We start from the raw sequence: 20,070 nt of genomic DNA on the forward strand, positions 1-20,070 counted from the left end.
ATGTTTGAAATTCTGATCCTGATGCTGGATGCGACCATTCGTACTGCGCCGCCGCTCATTCTGGCGGCCATGGCGGGTATGTTCTGCGAGCGCTCCGGGGTGGTCAATATCGCGCTGGAAGGCAAACTGCTGGCGGCGGCGTTCGCCAGTGGTGCGGCTGCGGCGGTCTCCGGTTCTGCCTGGGTAGGTCTGGGGGCCGGGGTGGGTGTCTCCATCCTGTTTGCCCTGATGCACGGCTTTGCCACCATCACCCATCGCGGTGATCAGGTGGTGAGCGGCATGGCCATCAACATTCTGGCGGCCGGTCTGACCGTCACCCTGGGCCGTTACTGGTTCGATCAGGGTGGCCAGACCCCGGCGCTCTCCGGTGATGCCCGCTTTGCTCCCATCGATCTGCCCTATGCCAAGGAGCTGTGGGATGTGCCGGTGATCGGCCAGCTCTACAGCGAACTGCTGAGCGGCCACTCCCTGCTGGAGTATGTGGCGTTCGCCTGCGTGCCGCTGGCCTGGTGGGTGATGTTCCGTACCCGCTTCGGTCTGCGTCTGCGGGCGGTGGGCGAGGCGCCCGCAGCGGTCGATACCGCCGGTATCTCTGTGGTGCGGATGCGCTACACCGCGCTCCTCATCGGCGGCCTGCTGGCCGGTATCGGTGGCACCTATCTGGCGGTGGCCCAGACGGCCCAGTTCATCCCCAATATGAGTGCGGGCAAGGGCTTTATGGCGCTGGCGGCGCTGGTGTTCGGCAAGTGGCGCCCCTGGAATGCCATGGCAGCCTGTCTGCTGTTCGGTTTCCTCGATGCAGTCGCCATCCGTCTGCAAGGGGTCAGCATCGGTGGCTTCGCCATTCCGGTGCAGGCCATCGAGGCACTGCCCTACATCCTGACCGTGTTCCTGCTGGCCGGTTTTATCGGCCGAGCTGTGGCTCCCAAGGCACTTGGTACCCCCTATGTGAAGGAGCGGGAGTAGCGCCTTTTATTGCGATATTCCCGATCACGCAGATAACAGCAGGCCCACTTCGGTGGGCCTGTTTTTTTATGGGCGGGATGGGGCAGACCAGCCGGGATCTGGATGGTGTGATAGAGGGGGATGGTGGCGTGAAGGGATAAAGGGGCTGCGTGAGTTGCTGCGGGGAGCGGCTGGCGTACAAGAGCTGACCCCTCTGCCTGCACCATCAAAAACCCCCTCGTATCATGAGGGGGTTGCAGAGGTTATTGCCGGATGAACCCTGAGGTTCAGGGTGCCAGCACCAGCTTGTAGACGCCAAAGCCGGGGTGTTTGGCATCGGTGGGTGGCAGGGTCTCCACATAGTTCAGCTTGCCACCGGTCAGGGCTTGCGCCTCGCTGCGTGGCGAGCTGTAGATGCGCAGATCCAGATTGGCGGGCAGGGGTGCCAGCTGCCAGTTGTTGTCTGCCGGGGGCTCGAAACCGGCCGGATTCTTCTCTGCCAGATCCTTGAGGTATTCGGAGAGCACTTCGCGGGTTTCGAACTGATCTTCATGGACGATCACCTTGGCGTTGATGCCCGGGAAGTTGCCACCACCGCTGGCGCGGTAGTTGTTGGTCACCACGTAGAACATCTGGGCCGGGTCGATCGCCTTGCCCTGATAGGTGAGGTTGGTGATGCGATAGCTGTCGCTCACCTTGTTGCCATCCACATCGTAACGGGCGGGTTTGGTCACATCGACCTGATAGTTCACCCCGTCGATCACGTCGAAGTTGTAGGTGCGGTACTTCTCGTTCACCAGCCACTGGGTAGCGGTGCTGGCGGCATCGATCTTGTTGAACTGGACGGCACTCTTCTCCAGCCACTCCTGTACGGTCGCGCCATTGATGGCGACCACCTGCAGGGTGTTGGGGTAGACATAGAGGTCGGCCACGTTGCGCAGGGAGATATCGCCAGCCGGTACATAGGTGAAGTCGGTCGGGCCGTTGCGACCGCCACGGAATGGCGCGGCGGCGGAGAGAATGGGCCATTTCTCCTTGAGCTGACCATCCTGTTGCAGCTTCTTGGCGTGCCACAGCTGGGCGTCGCTGACGATCTGGATGGAGGGGTCATCCTGCACCAGTGCGAAGAAGCTGTGGATCGGCTTGGTGATCTTGCTGAGGGGCTCGTCCAGCCACTGGTTGGCCTGCTCATGCTCGGCAATGACCTGATCGACTACCGCCTGATCTTCGGTGCTGCTGGCGCTGCTGTCGATTTTGCGCAGCTGGGACTGGCTGGAGGCCACTTCCCAGCGACCCTCTTTCCAGGTCATGTGCAGGTCGATGATGCCGAGGTGGTTGCCCCAGACGCCCGGCATCACGGTCGGTACGCCCGCCAGGGTGCCTTTCTCGTTGTCCACATCGGTCATGTTGGGGTAGTCACCCGGGAAGGTGCGGTGGGCGTGCCCCAGCAGCAGGGCATCGACCCCCTTCACCTTGGCCAGCGGCAGGGCGGCGTTCTCCATCATGGGTTCGCGCGGGTCACCTATGATGCCGGTATGGGCCACGACCACGACGATGTCAGCACCCTTGGCGCGGATTTCGGGTACATAGTGTTCGGCGGTCTCGACCATATCGGCCACCACCACCTTGCCTTCCAGATTGCGCTTGTCCCACTGGGTGATCTGGGGCGGAGTCAGCCCCAGCACACCGACCTTGATGGTCTGGGTATTGCCGTTGGCATCCTTCACCTGACGATCCAGCACCACATAGGGTTTGAACTTCTGCTTGCTCCAGTCGATGGTGCCCTTGCCATCACGGCTGAAGGCATCGGCCTGGAAGACGTTGGCGTTGATGTAGGGGTAGTTGGCCCCTTTCAGGGTCTCTGAGAGGAAGTCGAGACCGAAGTTGAATTCGTGGTTGCCCAGGTTGCCGACATCATAGCTCATGGTGTTGAGCGCCTTGATGGCGGGGTGGGTCTGCTTGCTCAGCCACTGCTGTTTGACCTGCTGGTCGTGGATATAGTCGGCCAGCGGGGTGCCCTGGATCAGGTCGCCGTTGTCGATCAGCAAGTTGTTGGCGTTCTCTTCGCGGGCTTTGCGGATCAGCACAGCGGTGCGGGCGAAGCCCAGCGAGGCATCCGGCTTGTTCTGGTAGTAGTCGTAACTCAGCAGGTTGGAGTGGATATCAGAGGTTTCGATCAGCCGCAGAGTGAGATCACCGGGGGCCTGAGAGTTGTTGTCATCACAGCCGGACAGCAAAAAGATAACTGCCACCGCGCTCAGTTTGAGGGTGGTTTTCATTGTTGGATTCTCTTGTTATGGGTATGCCAGCGTGGTGCATTCTATCGACAGCAAAAGAATCCGATTGTGAGCAGGCTGGCAATTCGGGCTAATTACCCTCCTGTTAATAGAGTTATGACTCTGATTTTCATCTGTTTTTTTGGTGCGCTACCCTCGCTGCTTTTCCGCCGTTAGTCACTCTGTCGTCACCGTTGTGCGGTCGGGGCAAGCTGCGCGGCCTGCCGCTCCTGCGAGGCTGTAATGGTTGGTTACAGATCTCCATTCGACTGATAGATGACCTTTCCCTTAAATTCAGCGGCGATTGATTGCATCTAAAAAATTACAAAGCGACAGCAAGGAATAAAACTTCATGAAAATGCACAACAAAGCGCTGCTGGCCATCGCCTGCGCTGCGGCCCTGTCTGCCTGTGACAGCGAAAAAGCTGCCAACAGCATCGCCAAGCGGGTGCCTCTGGCTCTGCCGGAGGCGGGTCTTTACCAAGCGAATCTGCTGAGCCGCGACGGTGACAAGGCGACGCCGCGCATGATCAAGGATCTGGATGGTCTGGCGCTGGTCTACCCGAAGGGTGAAACCGTGCAGTACTGGGGTGTCTGGGTGGATCATCAGGTGGGCAAGGTCGAGACCAACAGCCAGTGGCTGGGTCAGGCTGACCAGAAAGCCGACAAAGACGGGATCTACCCGGTGCAGTTGATCCGCAACAGCGAGCGGCTCGGCACCAGCACGGCGCTCAGCTCGGTGACCAACGACCACAACCTCATCACCTTCCAGGATCAGCCGGTCATCGATCTGCAGGGCAAGGAGATCAAGCGCTGGGTTTTTGATTTCACCCGGACCGGCACCAAGTTCTCCGACAACTCCCCCATCTATTCCGGTTTCAGCGGTCATGTGGCGGTGACGGCCCTGACCACCAAAGCGGTGACCACGGCCAGCTGGAGTGCCACGGGCAGCGATGGCTTCAGCAGCGACATGGTGGGCAAGGTGGATACCACCAACAACGGCGGCAAGCTGACGGTGGCGATCGAGTTTCCGGCGGCAGGTTGTACGCTGGTGGGCGAGGGGAGTGCGACGGCCGGGTTGAGCAAGCTGACCATGACCGGGTTTGGCAAGTGCAACTTCAAGCAATCCGCTGCCGCCACGCCGATCGAAAACCTCTGGAATGCTGCTCTGGCCCGGGCGATGGATAACCGCGTCGCCTATGTCACCACCTATACCACGGATGCCAAAAAAGAGGCGCTGGTCATCGGCTTCCCCGACACCAATGGCTTGCTGATCACCGCTGACAAGCGATAAGCAGCTAACGGCAGGGGTGGGCAAACGCGCCTGAAACAACAAGGGAGCCAGTGGCTCCCTTGTTGTTTTCAACGCATGGTTTACAGCAGGAACAGGGTCGCCAGCCCGAGGAAGATAAAGAAGCCGCCGGTATCTGTGATGGCGGTGATCATCACGCTGGCACCGACTGCCGGGTCGCGGCCGAGGCGGGTCATGGTCATGGGGATAATCACCCCCATCAGGGCGGCCACCAGCAGGTTGAGCATCATGGCCAGGGTCATCACGGCGCCGAGTGCCGCATCCTGATAGAGCAGATAGGTGGCAATACCCATGGTGCCACCCCACACCAGCCCATTGATAAAGGCGACCCCGAGTTCCCGCAGCAGCAGGAAGGATAGGTTGCCCGCCTGAATGTGCTGCAGCGCCAGCGCCCGCACTATCATGGTGATGGTCTGGTTGCCGGTGTTGCCGCCGATCCCGGCGACGATGGGCATCAGCGCCGCCAGTGCCACCAGCTGGGAGATGGTGTGCTCGAACAGGCCGATCACCCGCGAGGCGACAAAGGCGGTGCAGAGGTTGATGGCAAGCCAGGCCCAGCGGGTCTTGACCGCCTTGGAGACCGGGGCGAACACGTCTTCATCCTCGCTGATACCCCCCATCCGGCGCAGGTCGGTGTCACTCTCCTCATAGACCAGATCCACCACCTCTTCGACGGTGAGGCGGCCCATCAGCTTGCCCTTGCCATCCACCACGGCGGCGGAGAGCAGGTCATCCCGCTCGAAGGTGCGGGCCGCCGCTTCGTCGTTATCCTCCGGATCGAAGGTGACCGGATCTCGCTCCATCACATCGCTCACCAGGGTGGCGGGTTTGTGCAGCAGCACTGTGGTGAGGGCCAGCTCCCCCAGCAGGTGGTTGCGCCGATCGATGACGAACAGCTTGTCGGTGTTGGCGGGGATCTTGCCGCGCAGGCGCAGATAGCGCTGCACTGTGGCCAGACTCACTTCGGGGCGGATGGTGATGATCTCGAAGTCCATCATGGCGCCGACGGTGTGCTTGCCGTAGCGGATCACCTCCCGCACCCGATCCCGCTCGGCGGGGGCCATATAGGTGAGCAGCCGCCCCATCAGGTTGCGGGGCAGGTACTGGCCCAGATAGATCTGGTCGTCGATATCCAGGGTGCGCAGGGCGTGCAGCAGCTCCTTGTCGCTCATCCCGCTGATCAGGCTGTCCCACACCGTCTCCGACGCTTCGACCAGGATCTGGCCGCGCTTCTCCTCCTCCACCAGTGCCCACAGGGCATGACGCTCATCGGGCGGCAGCGACTCCAGCGCATCGGCGACGTCGGCGGCAGGCAGCCCGTTGACCAGCGCGGTGAGTTCGCTGGTCTGATCGCGCTGCTCGGCATCCTGCACCGCCTGCGGGTCGAGCAGGCTGTCGGTGAGGGCATCATCGCGCAGCAGCAGGGTGAGAATGCGGGATCTGTCATCCGCGCGCTGCCGGGCGCTGTTCTTGATGGGAAGAGACATGGGATGAATTCCTGAGATGGTAGCCAAGGGCTCAATGCCCATAGGATACCAGACTTAAAACAACAGGTTATGACCGTGATAGGAGAAGAGGGGGGTAAAAGTGAGGCCACCTGCTGGTGGCCTCATGGTGAGTTGCCGAGGATCCCTCAGGCGAGGGCTCGCTGGCGCTGCGGTGCCTCGCCAAACCAGGCGAGCCGGTCGGCCAGGGTTACCACAGAACCCACCATGATGAGCGCCGGACTCTCAACCCCCACCGCCAGCGCGGGTAGCTCATCGAGAGTGCCGCGAATGACCCGCTGGCAGGGTTGGGTGCCGCGCTCGATCAGCGCCACCGGGGTGTTGCCCGCCTTGCCGTGGGCCAGCAGCTGCTCGCGGATGGTGGCGCAGGATGAGAGCCCCATGTAGAACACCAGCGTCTGCCGATCTTTGGCCAGCAGCGGCCAGTCGAGATCCCGGGCGCCCCCCTTGCCGTGAGCAGTGACGAAGCGCACGCTCTGGGCGTGATCGCGGTGGGTCAGCGGAATGCCGGCGTAGGCGGCGCAGCCGCTGGCCGCAGTGATCCCCGGCACCACCTGAAAACCGATGCCGCTGCCGACCAGCGTCTCCAGCTCTTCGCCGCCCCGGCCGAAGATAAAGGGGTCGCCCCCCTTGAGCCGCACCACCCGTTGCCCCTTCTTCGCCTCCTCCAGCAAGAGCTGGTTGATCCCCTCCTGCGGCACGCAGTGGTTGCCCGCCTGCTTGCCGACGAAGATGCGCTTGGCATCCCGGCGCACCAGCGCCATCACCTCGTCGGAGACCAGTCTGTCATAGACCACCACGTCCGCCTGCTGCATCTGGCGCAGGGCGTGCAGGGTGAGCAGGCCCGGATCGCCGGGGCCAGCTCCCACCAGCACTACTTCGCCAGCGCTCTGGCTTTCGTCGGCAAACAGGTTGTCGGCCAGCTGGTGGGCAGAGGCGCTATCGCCCCGCGCCAGCGCCTGACCGAGCCGATCCGCCCCGAGCAGCCGCTCCCAGAAGCGGCGCCGCTCGCCCATGCTGGCGAAGCGGGCCTTGACCCGATCCCGCAGGCTGCCGGCAAAGGTCGCCACGGCCCCCAGATGTTGCGGCAGCATAGCTTCCAGTTTTTCCCGCAGCAGCCGGGCCAGCACCGGCGCCTTGCCACCGGAGGAGATGGCTACCATCAGCGGTGAGCGGTCGATGATCGACGGCATGATGAAGCTGGAGCGTTTCGGGTCATCCACCACGTTGGCAAAGATCCGCGCCTGATTGGCGCTCTGGTAAACCAGCGCATTCACCTCGCGCCGATCGGTTGCTGCCACCACCAGCCACTTGCCCGCCAGTTGCTGCGGTGCAAATTCACCCGCCAGCCACTCGATGCTCCCGTTGGCAGCCAGTTCCGCCAGCTCGGGGTCGAGCTCGGGTGCTACGACTGTGAGGTGGGCACCGGCATCCAGCAGCAGGCGCGCCTTGCGCTCCGCTACCTCGCCGCCGCCGACCAGCAGCACGGGTTTGTTGTCGAGTCGGCAAAAGATGGGCAAGTAGTCCATGGGGCCTCCGGATCAGGCGGTTCGGGTCTGGTTGGCGGTGCTGGTGGTCTCGCTCATTGCGACCGGGCGCTCCGCCTTGGGGGTGGCATACCAGTAGCCGAGGCCCATAAAGAGGACGCCGGAGACGGTGTTGCCCAGCGTCACCCACAGCAGGTTGTGGCCGATGCCGCTCAGGGTGTAGGCCTCCGAGTGGGCGCCAAACCAGGAGAGGGCGAACAGGGTCATGTTGGCGATGGAGTGCTCGTAGCCGGAGGCGATAAAGGCGAGCAGGCACCACCAGATGGCGATGAAGCGGGCGGCCCCTTCGGTGCGCAGCGCCATCCAGATGGCGAGGCAGACCAGCCAGTTGCAGAGGATCCCCTTCATAAACAGGGTCAGTGCCGGTGCCTGGGTCTTGGCCAGTGCCACCTTGTGGGCCAGGCTGCCTGCGTCCGGCAGCAGGCTGCCGCCGTAGGAGTAGATGAGCGCCACCACGACGGAGCCAATCAGGTTGCCGGCCCAGGTCTGCGGCAGGATGCGCAGCAGGTCGGCCATGGTGATCTTGCCCGTTTTCACCCCGAAGGTGAGGAACATGGTGTGACCGGTAAACAGCTCGGAGCCGGCGATGATGACGAGCGTCAGGGCGATGCCGAAGGTGGCCCCCATCACCAGCGGCCGGATGCTTGGATCCACCAGATTGCCGAGGGTGAAGATAAGGATGATGCCGAGGCCCACATAGGCCCCTGCCATGGCGGAGCTGAGCCAGAAGCCGAGCTTGTCGCTGCGCTCGAAGCGGTTGATGCGGGCCGCGTTGGCGGCGCACTTGTTGATGGTTTCCGTGTACATCTTGTGAGTCCTTGAAAGGGCTGCCCTCAGGCAGCCTGAAAGAGAGTGAAATCGGCTTAGACGGCGACCCAGACCTGCTGGTCGCGCACTTCAACGGGGTAGCTCTGCACCGACATCGCAGGGTTGTCGAAACAGTGGCCATCGCTCAGGCGAAAGCGCTGCTTCTTGAGCGGACTGGCCACCCAGAGCTCGCCGTCGTGTTCGCAGATCAGGCCCCGCGACAGCACGTTGGCGGCGAAGAAGGGATCCCGGTTGTCGATGGCGAACACCTCGGCCGCCGCGCTCGGGCGGAACAGGGCGATCTGGCGACCTTCAATGAGTGCGCAGACACCGGTTCCCGGCAGGATGTCGTTGAGTTGGCAGGCAAGTTTCATCATTTGGTTTCCACCTCGATCTGGTAGACGGGGATGCGCTCGGCCGGGGTCGCCGGTCGGTGCTGGTCGCGCTCGGCGACGAACTGGACGTCCGGATCGCGCTTGTCGCTGTTGATGAAGTGGCTGAAGCGCTTGAGCGCCTCCTCTTCATTGAGGGTGCGCGACCATTCGCACTCGTAGCTGTTGATGAGAGTCTGGATATCGCGCTCGAGCGTGTCGGCCAGTCCCAGCTTGTCGTCGACGATCACCTCGCGCAGGTAGTCGACGCCCCCTTCCAGATTGCCGAGCCAGACCGAGGTGCGCTGCAGTTTGTCGGCGCTGGTGACGTAGAACATCATAAAGCGGTCGATCAGCTTGATGAGGGTCTCGCGGTCGAGGTCAGAAGCCAGCAGATCGGCGTGGCGCGGCTTCATGCCGCCGTTGCCGCCCACATAGAGGTTCCAGCCCGCGTCGGTGGCGATGATGCCGACATCCTTACCTTGGGCTTCCGCACATTCGCGGGTACAGCCGGAGACGCCGAACTTCATCTTGTGCGGGGTGCGAATGCCTTTGTAGCGGTTCTCGAGGAAGACCCCGAGGCCGACGCTGTCCTGCACGCCGAAGCGGCACCAGGTGCTGCCGACGCAGGTTTTGGCCATGCGCAGTGCCTTGGCGTAGGCCTGACCGGTCTCGAATCCGGCCGCCAGCAGCTTGCGCCAGATGGCGGGCAGGTCATCCTTCTGGGCCCCGAACAGGCCGATGCGCTGGGCGCCGGTGATCTTGGTGTAGAGCTTGTAGTCGCGGGCCACTTCGGCCACCGCCAGCAGCCCTTCCGGGGTCACTTCACCACCGGCCATGCGCGGGATGACGGAGTAGCTGCCGTCTTTTTGCATGTTGCCGAGGAAGATGTCGTTGGTGTCCTGCAGCGGGATGTTGCGCGGGCTCAGCACATGCTCGTTCCAGCAGGAGGCGAGGATGGAGCCGACGGTCGGTTTGCACACTTCGCAGCCATAGCCCTGACCGTGTTTGGCCAGCAGCTCGTCGAAGCTCTTGATCCCCTCCACCTTGACCAGATGGAACAGCTCCTGACGGGAGTGGGGGAAGTGAGCGCAGAGGTGGTTGTTGACCTCGATGCCCTGCTTCACCAGCTCGGCGTTGAGCACCTGACTGATGAGCGGCACACAGCCGCCACAGCCGGTACCGGCCTTGGTGTGCTGCTTGATGGCGGCCAGCGTGGTGTGACCTTCGGCGACGGCCTGAGCGATGTCACCCTTGGAGACGTCGAAGCAGGAGCAGATCTGGGCGCTCTCCGGCAGGGCATCCACTCCCAGCGTCGGCTTGGCACCGGCGTAGGCGGGCAGGATCAGGGTGTCCGGGTGGCTCGGCAGCGGCAGGGCGTTGAGCATCATCTGCAGCAGGTTGCCGTAATCTTCCACGTCACCCACCAGCACGGCGCCGAGCAATCGGCTGTTGTCCTCGCTCACCACGATCTTCTTGTAGACGCCGGCCTGATCGTCCTGAAACACATAGCTGTGGCTGCCCGGGGTGCGGCCGTGGGCATCACCGATGGAGCCGACGGAGACGCCGAGCAGCTTGAGCTTGGCGCTCATGTCCGCCCCCTCGAAACGGCTGTCGCCGCCGAGCAGATGGTCGACGGTGATCTGGGCCATCTTGTAGCCCGGTGCCACCAGCCCGAAGAAGCGGCCCTGCCAGGCGGCGCACTCGCCGATGGCATAGATATCGGAGTCGGAGGTGAGGCAGTGATCGTCGATGACGATGCCGCCGCGCTCGGCGATGGCGAGATCACCGTAGCGGCCCAGGGTATCTTGCGGACGGATACCGGTGGAGAAGACCACCACGTCCACTTCAAGCTGGCTGCCGTCGGCAAAGGCGAGGCGGTGTTTCGCCTGCTCGCCGCCATGCATCAGGATTTCGCTGGTGCTCTTGCTGGTGTGCACCTGCACGCCCATAGATTCGATCTTGCGGCGCAGCAGCTGGCCGCCCTGACCGTCGAGCTGCTCGGCCATCAGCACAGGGGCAAATTCAACCACGTGGGTCTCGAGACCCAGCGCCTTGAGGGCACCGGCCGCTTCGAGGCCAAGCAGGCCGCCCCCAATCACCACCCCGCTCTTGCCACTCCTGGCGGCGCTGCGGATGGCTTTCAGATCCTCGATGGTGCGGTAGACGAAGCACTCGTGGTGCTGACTGCCCGCAATGGGCGGCACCCAGGGGTAGGAGCCGGTGGCCAGCACCAGCTTGTCGTACCCGACCACAGTGCCCTTGTTGGAGTGCACTTCGCGGTTGGCCCTGTCGATTTTTTTCACCGCTTCGCCGAGCAGCAGGCGGATGCCGTGCTTGTCGTAGAAGCCGGGTTTGACGAGGGAGAGATCTTCGCTGGTGTGATGGGAGAAGTAGGAGGAGAGATGGACGCGATCGTAGGCGGGACGGGGTTCTGCACCGAAGACGGTGATCTCGTAGCGGCCCGGCTCGGCCCGCTCGATCAACTCTTCGATGAAGCGGTGCCCCACCATGCCGTTGCCCACAACGACCAGTCTGACTTTGCTCATGATTGCCTCTAGTTTGGAGTAATAAAACATCATTCTGGGGCTAGGCTACCCAGTCAGTCGGGGCGGGCAATTGATGCAAATCAAGTGTCTATTTATATATCTCGTCAGGGGTAATTCGATAAAATTCAAAGATATACAAAAATAGGTATACCAGTTGAGTGTTTTGGTGCTGGGTGCGAGTGGGACATAGGAGAGAAGGGGGCTGGGGCTTAAAATGCAAAACGCCCCCATTTCTGGAGGCGTTTTTTTACAAACAGAACTGCGCTTACAGAATAAAGCGGCTCAGATCCTCATCCTCGACAAGCGCACCTAGGTGGGCGTTGACGTAGTCGGTGTCGATGACAAAGGTCTCGCCGGACTTCTCGGAGGCGTCGTAGGAGATATCTTCCATCAGACGTTCCATCACGGTGTGCAGACGACGGGCACCGATGTTCTCGGTACGCTCGTTGACCTGCCAGGCCGCTTCGGCCAGACGGCGGATGCCATCCTTGGTGAACTCGATGTTGACCCCTTCGGTGGCCATCAGCGCCTTGTACTGATCGGTCAGGGAGGCGTTCGGTTCGGTCAGGATACGCTCAAAGTCATCTGTGGTCAGGGCGGTCAGCTCGACCCGGATCGGCAGACGGCCCTGCAGCTCGGGGATGAGGTCGGACGGCTTGGCGATCTGGAAGGCGCCGGAGGCGACAAACAGGATGTGGTCGGTCTTGACCATGCCGTGCTTGGTGTTGACGGTGCAACCTTCAACCAGCGGCAGCAGGTCGCGTTGTACCCCTTCACGGGAGACATCGGGGCCCGAGCTCTCGCCGCGCTTGCAGATCTTGTCGATCTCGTCGAGGAAGACGATGCCGTTGTTCTCGACCGCTGCGATCGCTTTCTGCTTAAGCTCTTCCGGATTGACCAGACGGGCCGCTTCCTCTTCGATCAGCGCTTTCATGGCCTCTTTGACCTTGATCTTGCGCTTCTTCTTCTGGTTCTGGCCCAGATTCTGGAACAGCCCCTGCAGCTGGTTGGCCATCTCTTCCATGCCCGGCGGGGTCATGATTTCGACGCCCATCGGGGAGGCGGAGAGTTCCAGCTCGATCTCTTTCTCATCCAGCTGACCTTCACGCAGTTTCTTGCGGAAGATCTGGCGGGTGTTGGAGTTGTCGGCTTTCTCTTCCTCACCCCAGGTGTTGCGCGGGTTGGGCAGCAGGGCGTCGAGGATGCGCTCTTCAGCGGCTTCCTCGGCGCGGTATTTCATCTTCTCCATCTCGGTTTCGCGCACCAGCTTGATGGCGGCATCGGTCAGATCGCGGATGATGCTGTCCACTTCCTTGCCGACATAGCCCACTTCGGTGAACTTGGTCGCTTCCACCTTGATGAAGGGGGCGTTGGCCAGCTTGGCCAGACGACGGGCGATCTCGGTCTTGCCGACACCGGTCGGGCCGATCATCAGGATGTTTTTCGGGGTCACTTCATGGCGCATCTCTTCGTTGAGCTGCATCCGGCGCCAGCGGTTGCGCAGGGCAACGGCAACGGCACGCTTGGCATCGGCCTGACCAATGATGTGACGATCCAGCTCGTGGACGATTTCTCTCGGGGTCATCTCGGACATGATGGTGTTCCTGTATCCGGGGCGGGCAGGGCCCGCCCCTTGGAGAATGGGGTTTGGCTGGCGGCCTTATTTGGCGGCCTTATTTCGCCGAATAGTCCAGCACTTCAATGGTGTGGTTGCCATTGGTGAAGACGCAGATGTCGCCCGCAATCTTGAGGGACTTCTCGACAATGGTCCTGGCATCCAGCTCGGTGTTTTCCAGCAGCGCGATGGCGGCGGACTGGGCGAAGTTGCCGCCGCTGCCGATGGCGATGAGATCGTGCTCCGGCTGCACCACGTCACCGTTGCCGGTGATGATGAAGGATTTGTGTTCGTCGGCCACGGCCAGCAGCGCTTCGAGGCGGCGCAGGGCACGATCGGTGCGCCAATCTTTGGCCAGCGCCACGGCGGCGCGCTCCAGATTACCCTGATGGGCCTGCAGTTTTGCTTCGAAACGCTCGAGCAGGGTGAAGGCGTCGGCGGTACCGCCAGCGAAACCGGCTAGCACCTTGCCGTTATAGAGACGATGAACCTTGCGGGCGTTGCCCTTCATGACGGTGTTGCCAAGAGAGACCTGGCCATCGCCACCGATGACGACCTGACCGTTGCGGCGAACTGAAACTATGGTAGTCACTTTACTTACCTCGCTTGAGCCGAATGACGGCCTGACTGTGCATGGCAAGAAAGATGGGGATGGCAAACGGGCTTTTCAACCCTGCCTTTGGTCGGGATAAACGGGGTAGCAATCAGGGTGGGGGGCGAGTGACACCAAAAGAACAGGGCCGGGTGTTGCCACCCGGCCCTGCGTCATCGGTAAGCGGATTACCCTTTCTTGGGAATGCAGCCGCTGATGCCGGAGCTCTGCAGCTTGCTGTTGGCCGCGTCGGCGGCCGCCTTGCCGTTGAAGGGGCCCACCATCACCTTGTAGACGGTGCCGTTGGCGCCATTGATCACCTGCAGGCTGGAGGAGAGGCCGGCGGTGAAGGCGATACGCGCCTTGAGCGACTCTGCGGAATCCTGCGAGCGCAGGGCGGCGCACTGCATCATGTAGCGACCGCTGTCGGCGGCTACGGTCTGGGCTGGCGGAGTGACCGCTTTGGCCTTGGCCGCTTCGGCGCGCTCCCGCTCCAGCTCGGCACGGATCTCCCGCTCCATCCGTTCCCGTTCGGCCTTGCGGTCGATCACCTGCTCTTGCGCGCTGGCAACCGGTGCACCGGAGGTGGAAGGGGTGGTCGCCGGATTGGGCTGATAGGGCTTGGGCTGGCCGATGGGCGTTCCCGGTTGGGGAATGTCGGTCGGCACCGGCTGGGGCAGTTTTTCCGGCTGCAGGGTCATGGTATCTGCCGGCGGTGGCGGCAGCACACCCGGCTGGGTCGGCGGCTCTATGATATCGACCTGCTTGTTCTCAAGCCGTTCGATGTAGCTCCACTTCTCCTGAGGCAGCCCGTTATTCTGCGCTTTTGGCTTGTTGGCCTTTACCTGCTCCTCAATGGTGGGGGCGTCGTTGCCCTTGCCATTGATCATGTAAAGGAAGCCACCAAAGCCTGCCAGCAGTGCCACGACCAGCAGCACTGGAATAACAGGAAAGCGGCGAGGGGCCGCTTTCTTGGTATTGCGGCCACCCGCCCGACGTCGCGGGCGGCTGCCGACATAATCCCGGGTTGCCATCTATTACATGCGCTCCAGGGTATGGATGCCCAGTACGCCGAGGCCCAGTTTCAGCACCTTGGCGGTGGCGGCGCACAGCAGCAGACGGCTCTGACGGGTCGCTTCGTCCACGCCATCCTTGTTGATCGGACAGGCTTCATAGAAGGTCATGAAGTTGCCGGACAACTCGTACAGGTAGGTACAGAGCAGGTGCGGCATGCCTTTGTCGGCCACGCCGTTGACCGCGTCGGAGAACTGGATCAGCTTCTGGGCCAGCACCTCTTCGGCCTCTTCGTTCAGGGTCACGTTGCCGGTCAGCGTCTCGGCATCGATGTTGGCCTTGCGGAAGATGGACTGGATACGGGTGTAGGCGTACTGCAGGTAAGGGGCAGTGTTGCCTTCAAACGACAGCATCAGATCCCAGTCGAAGATGTAGTCGGTAGTACGGTTCTTGGAGAGATCCGCATACTTGACCGCGCCCATGGCGATGGCGTTGACCACGTTGGCCTTCTCTTCGGCAGAGAGGTCGCTGTTGCGGCTCTCCAGCAGGGCAGCGGCGCGTTCTTCCGCTTCGTTCAGCAGGTCAACCAGCTTGACGGTACCACCGGAACGGGTCTTGTAGGGACGACCATCCTTGCCCAGCATCATGCCAAAGGCGTGGTGCTCGAGGGGGACGGATTCCGGTACATAACCCGCCTTGCGGGTGATGGTCCAGGCCTGCATCAGGTGCTGGTGCTGACGGGAGTCGATGAAGTACATGACACGGTCGGCGCCCAGGGTTTCATAACGGTATTTGGCACAGGCGATGTCGGTGGTGGTGTAGAGGAAACCGCCATCGCTCTTCTGGATGATGACGCCCATGGCCTCGCCATCCTTGTTCTTGAACTCGTCCAGGAAGACAACGGTAGCGCCTTCGCTCTCGACCGCCAGCCCCTTGGCTTTCAGGTCTGCAACGATCTCCGGCAGCATGTCGTTGTACATGGACTCGCCCATGATGTCCTTGTTGGTCAGGGAGACATTCAGGCGGTCGTAGTTGATCTGGTTCTGTTCCATGGTCATGTCGACCAGCTTCTTCCACATGGTACGGCAGTACTCATCGCCGCCCTGCAGCTTGACCACGTAATTACGGGCGCGCTCGGCGAAGGCTTCGTCTTCGTCGTAGCAACGCTTGGCCTGGGTGTAGAAGGCTTCCAGATCCTTGAGTGCCATGTCGCTGGCGTGTTCGTTGGACATCTTCTCCAGATAGGCGATCAGCATGCCGAACTGGGTGCCCCAGTCGCCGATGTGGTTGGCGCGGATCACTATGTGGCCGAGGAACTCCAGCGCGCGTGCAGCCACGTCACCGAGTACGGTGGAGCGGATGTGGTGCACCGCCATCTCTTTGGCCACGTTGGGGGCGGAGTAGTCCACCACCACGGTTTGTGGCGCGGGCAACCGTACGTTGGCGTTGGCAGAGGTCACCATGGCCTCGACCTGACCGGCCAGCCAGCGCTGGTCGAAGAAGAAGTTGATGAAGCCGGGACCGGCGATCTCGACCTTGGCGATCAGGTCGGAGGCAGGCAGATGCTCGATGATGGCAGCCGCCAGCTCACGGGGATTCTTGCGGGCCGGTTTGGCCAGCAGCATGGCCAGGTTGGTAGCCAGGTCGCCGTGAGCTTTTTCCTTGCATCGGTCTACTTGCACGCGGGCTTCCAGGTCCGCCGGCAGGACGCCTGCTGACTTGAGATTGGCTACCGTTTGTTCAAGTAGATGATGAATATGCTCTTTCATAACTGACCACCAAGGTTGCGCGTCGAAAAATGACTGATATATAAGGGCGTGAATTTTACCCGCATCGGCCCGAGAAAACTATAGGGATGACCCGCCGCTCGCTGTCGGGCGGATATTTCACTGCGTTTAGCGCCATATTCCAGAATATTGGGCGGAAATTACGGTGCTTATCCATTTCTACTGCATATCGAAGCGGCTTGTCCAGGCTATTTTCCCCTGATTGTTAAGGGTTTTTCCTTTCCGCTGACGGGAATGATCTCCTCCCTCTGGCCCGGCGTATCAACATACGTTCCCAACCGAGGAGTTTGCGATGCGACTGGCGCTGTTTCCCCTATCTGCCCACCTGCTGCCCGGCGGCGTCATGCCGCTGCGGATCTTCGAACCGAGATACCAGCGGATGATCGCCGAGGCGGGGGAGTCCGGCTTTGCCCTCTGCATGGTGGACCCTCGTCAGCCCGACGCCCTGCGCAACATGCTGCCCATCGCCACCCGGGTCACCATCATCGATTTCGACCGGCTGCCGGACGGCATGCTGGGGATCACGGTGCAGGGGGTGGAGCGGGTGCAGATAGAGGATCTGTGGCAGGAGCAGGATGGCCTGCGTATCGGCGAGGTGACGCCGCTGACGGCCTGGCCGCCCCGCCGGCTCCATCCCGATCAGCAACCGCTGGTCGAGGCATTGCGGGAGGTGTTTGCCGACTATCCCGACTATGCTGCCCTCTATCCCGCCCCCCGCTGGGACGATGGTAACTGGGTGGCCCAGCGCTGGCTGGAAGTGCTGCCTATCCCCCCCGAACAGAAGCAGCTGCTGCTGGCCGCTGCCGACAATCAGCCCGCCATCGCCCTGCTCAAGGGGGTACTTGTGGCCAGCCACTGATTTTTTCTGACCCGCAGATCCGCCAGCGCCGCAGCGCCGTACAAGTCATCACCACAGCATGTTCGACAGCACACCAAAGGGATGGCGCAATGGCATATACTGGCCAACCACACTCGACCATACGCAGGACCTCGCCCGTGATGGATAACCCGGATGGCGACCTCAAATCTCTGCTGATCAGGGTGGCAGAGCAGGCCGACAAGGCTGCTTTTGCCCGCCTGTTCCAACACTTTGCGCCGCGTATTCGCAGCTACGGCCTGCGCCACCTCGGCAGCGAAGCCAACGCCATGGAGCTGGTGCAGGAGACCATGCTGCTGGTGTGGCAGAAGGCGCGTCTCTACCACCCCGAGAAGGGGGCGCCGACCACTTGGATCTATACCGTGATGCGCAACCAGTGCTTCGACATGCTGCGCCGGCGTCGCGCCAGCAAGGAGGATCTCTGTGCCGAAGAGCTGTGGCCGGTGCTGGAGTTTCAAGCCGAAGAGGAGCATCTGAGCGGGGGTGAGGATGCGGTGCTGACCCGTCAGATGGCCCACTATCTGGGCACCCTGCCTGAGCCGCAACAGCAGGTGGTGCGTGGCATCTATCTGCAGGAGTTCTCCCAGCAGGAGCTGGCGGAGCGACTCGGCGTGCCGCTCGGTACCATCAAGTCCCGCCTCCGGCTGGCGTTACAGAAACTGAAAGAGCAAGTGGAGCAAGGCCATGATTAAAGCCCATCCGACCGACCCTATGTTGCGTGCCTTCGCCGCCGACGAGCTCCCTCTGCCGCTGGCGGTAGGGCTTTCCGCCCACTGTGAACTCTGCCCCGATTGTGCTGCCCGACTAAAGACATTCGAAGAGGAGCTGGCGCAGCAATATCTTGCCTCGACAGTAGAGCCCGAGCTGGACTCCCGCGATGACGTGGCGCTGGACGCCGGATTCGACGCCATGCTGGCGGATATTCTGGCCCAGCCGCTGGCAGAGCCCCTCTCCGAGCCAACACATGACCAGCCCCGAACGCAGCACGGCGAGCTGGAGGTGGCCGGGCACGCCTACCGTTTGCCACGGGTGCTGGCCCGCTATCGTTCGCCCAAGTGGCGCCATATCGGGGCTATTCGTCAGCATAGTTTGCCGCTGGACGAGATGGGCGCGCGCGCCAGTTTGCTCCATATCGAAGCGGGCGGCCGCATCCCCGAGCACACCCATCAGGGTTATGAGCTGACCCTGCTGCTGGCGGGCAATATTCAGGATGGCGATACCCTTTACAAGGCGGGGGATTTCATCTGGCGCGATGCCAGCCACTCCCACAGCCCGCATACGCCCGATGGTTGCCTCTGCTACACGGTACAGGATGCGCCGGTGCAGTTCACCAAGGGGCTGTCGCGGCTGCTGAACGGCATCAGCCAGCACCTCTACTGAGCACCATGACGCCATATGAAAAGGGACCAGATAGGTCCCTTTTGTCATTTCATTGCAGGCTGCCGGTCAGGCGACAAACACCAGATAGACGGCGAATGCCACGATAAAGCGGTAGATGGCGAACGGGATGAAGTCGATGCGGCGGATCAATGTCAGGAAGGTCTTGATCGCAAACATCGCTACCACGAAAGCGGTGATAAAGCCCACTGCAAACATCGGGAAGTCGGCCATCGAGAGGAAATCGCGGCTCTTGTAGAGATCAAGCCCGCTGGCCGCAACCATCATGGGCACTGCCATGATGAAGGAGAACTCGGCGGCAGCGTGACGGCTGATCCCCATCAGCATGCCACCACTGATGGTGGCGCCGGAGCGGGAGAAGCCGGGCCACAGGGCCAGACACTGGAACAGACCGATGCCGAACGCCTGCTTGTAGCTGATGTCATCCAGGGTTTCGGCTGTGACGGCCGGGCGGAACTTCTCGGCGATGATCAGCAGGATGCCCCCCGCGACCAGCGCGTACATGACGGTCTGCGGACCAAACAGGTTGGCCTTGATCCAGCTGTGGATGGCCAGACCGACCACGATGGCGGGCAGCATGCCGAGGATGACGTGGATCAGCGACAGGGTGGCATGATCCTGAGAGGGCTTCTGGCCAAAGTGGATGCCAATCAGGCCAAACAGGCGGCGCCAGAAGACGGCGACGACGGCGAGGATGGAGCCAAGCTGGATCACCACTTCGAAGGTGGCAGCCTTGGGCCCTTCAAAGCCCAGCAGATGGCCGACGATAATCATGTGGCCGGTGGAGGAGACGGGGAGGAACTCGGTCAGCCCCTCGACGACGCCCAGAATAAAGGCGACCAGCAGGCTATAAGTGTCAGTCATCGAACAAACAATCCTTAACTTCGTTGATGTAAAAACGCCCCGAAAGGGTCTCGGGGCGGCATATCTTGCTCGATTGTGACTGCTGAGGCTATGTAAAAATCATGAATTCTTTAAGTTAGTCGCGGATAAAGCGGTAGCGGGTCTGGTGGTGATAACGCCCGCCCGGCAACAGCCAGGGGTCGCCCAGCTCGGGGCGATTGGGGCTGTCCGGCAGCTGCTTCGCCTCAAGACAGAAGCCGTCGTGATCCCCGAGTGCCAGCCCCAGGTTGTATGAATGCTCATCAGTTCCTTTCGTTATGCAGCTTGAGCATCAGGACGGCGCAGGCCAGAGCGAGAGTAATGCTGTTTGCTATGGTGATGGGCATGTCGTTAGTGCGCAGGCCGTAGATCAACCATAGAAGTACGCCACAGCTGAAGGCCAGATACATATTGGTTGAGATGGCCCTGGTTTCTTGGGTCTTTATGATTTGTATAACTTGCAAGGCAAAAGATCCTGTGGTCAGAAAGGCTGCACAGAGACCGAGGTTGGCGGTGTCGAGCCAGAAAACCAGAATGCAGAGAGCGATTGGCACAATAACGATATTGTGCCAGAAATAAACCGACAAATTTGA

Annotated in this window: 17 protein-coding genes and 1 pseudogene; 5 read left to right on the forward strand and 13 right to left on the reverse strand. The window is 61.6% G+C overall.

Annotated elements, in window-relative coordinates; genetic code table 11:
- The gene (locus tag ACB035_RS09705; RefSeq protein ID WP_005340795.1) at positions 1-966 is read left to right on the forward strand and encodes an ABC transporter permease; all 966 of its coding nucleotides are present in this window, start codon (positions 1-3) and stop codon (positions 964-966) included.
- Positions 967-1,232: 266 nt separating this feature from the next.
- Here ACB035_RS09705 and ACB035_RS09710 read toward each other — a convergent pair whose 3' ends face one another.
- The gene (locus ACB035_RS09710) at positions 1,233-3,224 is read right to left on the reverse strand and encodes a bifunctional 2',3'-cyclic-nucleotide 2'-phosphodiesterase/3'-nucleotidase (RefSeq protein ID WP_021230729.1); all 1,992 of its coding nucleotides are present in this window, start codon (positions 3,222-3,224) and stop codon (positions 1,233-1,235) included.
- A 349-nt stretch (positions 3,225-3,573) separates the two neighbouring features.
- Here ACB035_RS09710 and ACB035_RS09715 point away from each other — a divergent pair, with 349 nt between their 5' ends.
- On the forward strand, positions 3,574-4,515 hold the full coding sequence (locus ACB035_RS09715; protein ID WP_371167177.1) for a hypothetical protein: 942 nt from the start codon (positions 3,574-3,576) through the stop codon (positions 4,513-4,515).
- Between the two features lie 80 nt (positions 4,516-4,595).
- Here ACB035_RS09715 and mgtE read toward each other — a convergent pair whose 3' ends face one another.
- The 9 genes from mgtE to argS form a co-directional block, all read right to left on the reverse strand.
- Positions 4,596-6,020 carry a magnesium transporter gene (gene mgtE / locus ACB035_RS09720; RefSeq protein WP_201902629.1) on the reverse strand — a complete coding sequence of 475 codons (1,425 nt, stop codon included), beginning with the start codon at positions 6,018-6,020 and terminating at the stop codon, positions 4,596-4,598.
- 146 nt (positions 6,021-6,166) lie between these two features.
- Positions 6,167-7,567: a siroheme synthase CysG gene (gene cysG / locus ACB035_RS09725; RefSeq protein ID WP_371167178.1), complete on the reverse strand. Its 1,401-nt coding sequence runs from the start codon at positions 7,565-7,567 to the stop codon at positions 6,167-6,169.
- Between the two features lie 12 nt (positions 7,568-7,579).
- A complete protein-coding gene (gene nirC, locus ACB035_RS09730) occupies positions 7,580-8,392 on the reverse strand; it encodes a nitrite transporter NirC (RefSeq protein ID WP_335874457.1) in 813 nt (270 codons plus the stop codon).
- Positions 8,393-8,448: 56 nt separating this feature from the next.
- Positions 8,449-8,766, reverse strand: a complete 318-nt coding sequence (nirD, locus tag ACB035_RS09735) for a nitrite reductase small subunit NirD (protein WP_041202829.1) — start codon at positions 8,764-8,766, stop codon at positions 8,449-8,451.
- Positions 8,766-11,312 carry a nitrite reductase large subunit NirB gene (nirB, locus tag ACB035_RS09740; protein ID WP_371167179.1) on the reverse strand — a complete coding sequence of 849 codons (2,547 nt, stop codon included), beginning with the start codon at positions 11,310-11,312 and terminating at the stop codon, positions 8,766-8,768. The genes nirD and nirB overlap by 1 nt, the downstream gene beginning before the upstream one ends.
- A 265-nt stretch (positions 11,313-11,577) precedes the next feature.
- Complete coding sequence (gene hslU, locus ACB035_RS09745; RefSeq protein WP_371167180.1) at positions 11,578-12,906, reverse strand: HslU--HslV peptidase ATPase subunit; 1,329 nt, start codon at positions 12,904-12,906, stop codon at positions 11,578-11,580.
- Positions 12,907-12,985: 79 nt separating this feature from the next.
- Positions 12,986-13,519, reverse strand: a complete 534-nt coding sequence (hslV, locus tag ACB035_RS09750; RefSeq protein ID WP_005340772.1) for an ATP-dependent protease subunit HslV — start codon at positions 13,517-13,519, stop codon at positions 12,986-12,988.
- Positions 13,520-13,707: 188 nt separating this feature from the next.
- Entirely contained in the window at positions 13,708-14,553 is an 846-nt protein-coding gene (locus tag ACB035_RS09755; RefSeq protein ID WP_335848915.1) for an SPOR domain-containing protein, read from the reverse strand.
- A 3-nt stretch (positions 14,554-14,556) separates the two neighbouring features.
- The gene (gene argS / locus ACB035_RS09760) at positions 14,557-16,302 is read right to left on the reverse strand and encodes an arginine--tRNA ligase (protein ID WP_371167181.1); all 1,746 of its coding nucleotides are present in this window, start codon (positions 16,300-16,302) and stop codon (positions 14,557-14,559) included.
- A gap of 310 nt (positions 16,303-16,612) precedes the next feature.
- On the opposite strand from argS, the gene ACB035_RS09765 reads away from it, so the two are divergent.
- From ACB035_RS09765 to ACB035_RS09775, 3 genes are all read left to right on the forward strand, one after another.
- Positions 16,613-17,179 carry an LON peptidase substrate-binding domain-containing protein gene (locus tag ACB035_RS09765; protein ID WP_346212838.1) on the forward strand — a complete coding sequence of 189 codons (567 nt, stop codon included), beginning with the start codon at positions 16,613-16,615 and terminating at the stop codon, positions 17,177-17,179.
- 140 nt (positions 17,180-17,319) lie between these two features.
- Positions 17,320-17,889 carry a sigma-70 family RNA polymerase sigma factor gene (locus ACB035_RS09770; protein WP_005355542.1) on the forward strand — a complete coding sequence of 190 codons (570 nt, stop codon included), beginning with the start codon at positions 17,320-17,322 and terminating at the stop codon, positions 17,887-17,889.
- A complete protein-coding gene (locus tag ACB035_RS09775; protein ID WP_371167182.1) occupies positions 17,882-18,577 on the forward strand; it encodes a ChrR family anti-sigma-E factor in 696 nt (231 codons plus the stop codon). The genes ACB035_RS09770 and ACB035_RS09775 overlap by 8 nt, the downstream gene beginning before the upstream one ends.
- 66 nt (positions 18,578-18,643) lie before the next feature.
- Here ACB035_RS09775 and bacA read toward each other — a convergent pair whose 3' ends face one another.
- The 3 genes and pseudogenes from bacA to ACB035_RS09790 form a co-directional block, all read right to left on the reverse strand.
- Positions 18,644-19,459 carry an undecaprenyl-diphosphate phosphatase gene (bacA, locus tag ACB035_RS09780; RefSeq protein WP_167571508.1) on the reverse strand — a complete coding sequence of 272 codons (816 nt, stop codon included), beginning with the start codon at positions 19,457-19,459 and terminating at the stop codon, positions 18,644-18,646.
- 115 nt (positions 19,460-19,574) lie between these two features.
- A pseudogene (locus ACB035_RS09785) lies at positions 19,575-19,706 on the reverse strand (galactose-1-epimerase); the annotation flags it as partial.
- A gap of 34 nt (positions 19,707-19,740) precedes the next feature.
- Complete coding sequence (locus ACB035_RS09790; protein ID WP_371167183.1) at positions 19,741-20,064, reverse strand: SemiSWEET transporter; 324 nt, start codon at positions 20,062-20,064, stop codon at positions 19,741-19,743.
- Positions 20,065-20,070: the final 6 nt, after the last annotated feature.

This window comes from Aeromonas sp. S12(2024) (genome assembly GCF_041402305.1).
In the GTDB taxonomy this organism is placed as follows: Bacteria; Pseudomonadota; Gammaproteobacteria; order Enterobacterales; family Aeromonadaceae; genus Aeromonas; species Aeromonas veronii.

Coding starts and splice junctions, on each gene's coding strand:
- ACB035_RS09705 (WP_005340795.1), top strand. CDS start 1: ATGTTTGAAATTCTGATCCTGATGCTGGATGCGACCATTCGTACTGCG.
- ACB035_RS09710 (WP_021230729.1), bottom strand. CDS start 3,224: ATGAAAACCACCCTCAAACTGAGCGCGGTGGCAGTTATCTTTTTGCTG.
- ACB035_RS09715 (WP_371167177.1), top strand. CDS start 3,574: ATGAAAATGCACAACAAAGCGCTGCTGGCCATCGCCTGCGCTGCGGCC.
- mgtE (WP_201902629.1), bottom strand. CDS start 6,020: ATGTCTCTTCCCATCAAGAACAGCGCCCGGCAGCGCGCGGATGACAGA.
- cysG (WP_371167178.1), bottom strand. CDS start 7,567: ATGGACTACTTGCCCATCTTTTGCCGACTCGACAACAAACCCGTGCTG.
- nirC (WP_335874457.1), bottom strand. CDS start 8,392: ATGTACACGGAAACCATCAACAAGTGCGCCGCCAACGCGGCCCGCATC.
- nirD (WP_041202829.1), bottom strand. CDS start 8,766: ATGAAACTTGCCTGCCAACTCAACGACATCCTGCCGGGAACCGGTGTC.
- nirB (WP_371167179.1), bottom strand. CDS start 11,312: ATGAGCAAAGTCAGACTGGTCGTTGTGGGCAACGGCATGGTGGGGCAC.
- hslU (WP_371167180.1), bottom strand. CDS start 12,906: ATGTCCGAGATGACCCCGAGAGAAATCGTCCACGAGCTGGATCGTCAC.
- ACB035_RS09755 (WP_335848915.1), bottom strand. CDS start 14,553: ATGGCAACCCGGGATTATGTCGGCAGCCGCCCGCGACGTCGGGCGGGT.
- argS (WP_371167181.1), bottom strand. CDS start 16,302: ATGAAAGAGCATATTCATCATCTACTTGAACAAACGGTAGCCAATCTC.
- ACB035_RS09765 (WP_346212838.1), top strand. CDS start 16,613: ATGCGACTGGCGCTGTTTCCCCTATCTGCCCACCTGCTGCCCGGCGGC.
- ACB035_RS09770 (WP_005355542.1), top strand. CDS start 17,320: ATGGATAACCCGGATGGCGACCTCAAATCTCTGCTGATCAGGGTGGCA.
- ACB035_RS09775 (WP_371167182.1), top strand. CDS start 17,882: ATGATTAAAGCCCATCCGACCGACCCTATGTTGCGTGCCTTCGCCGCC.
- bacA (WP_167571508.1), bottom strand. CDS start 19,459: ATGACTGACACTTATAGCCTGCTGGTCGCCTTTATTCTGGGCGTCGTC.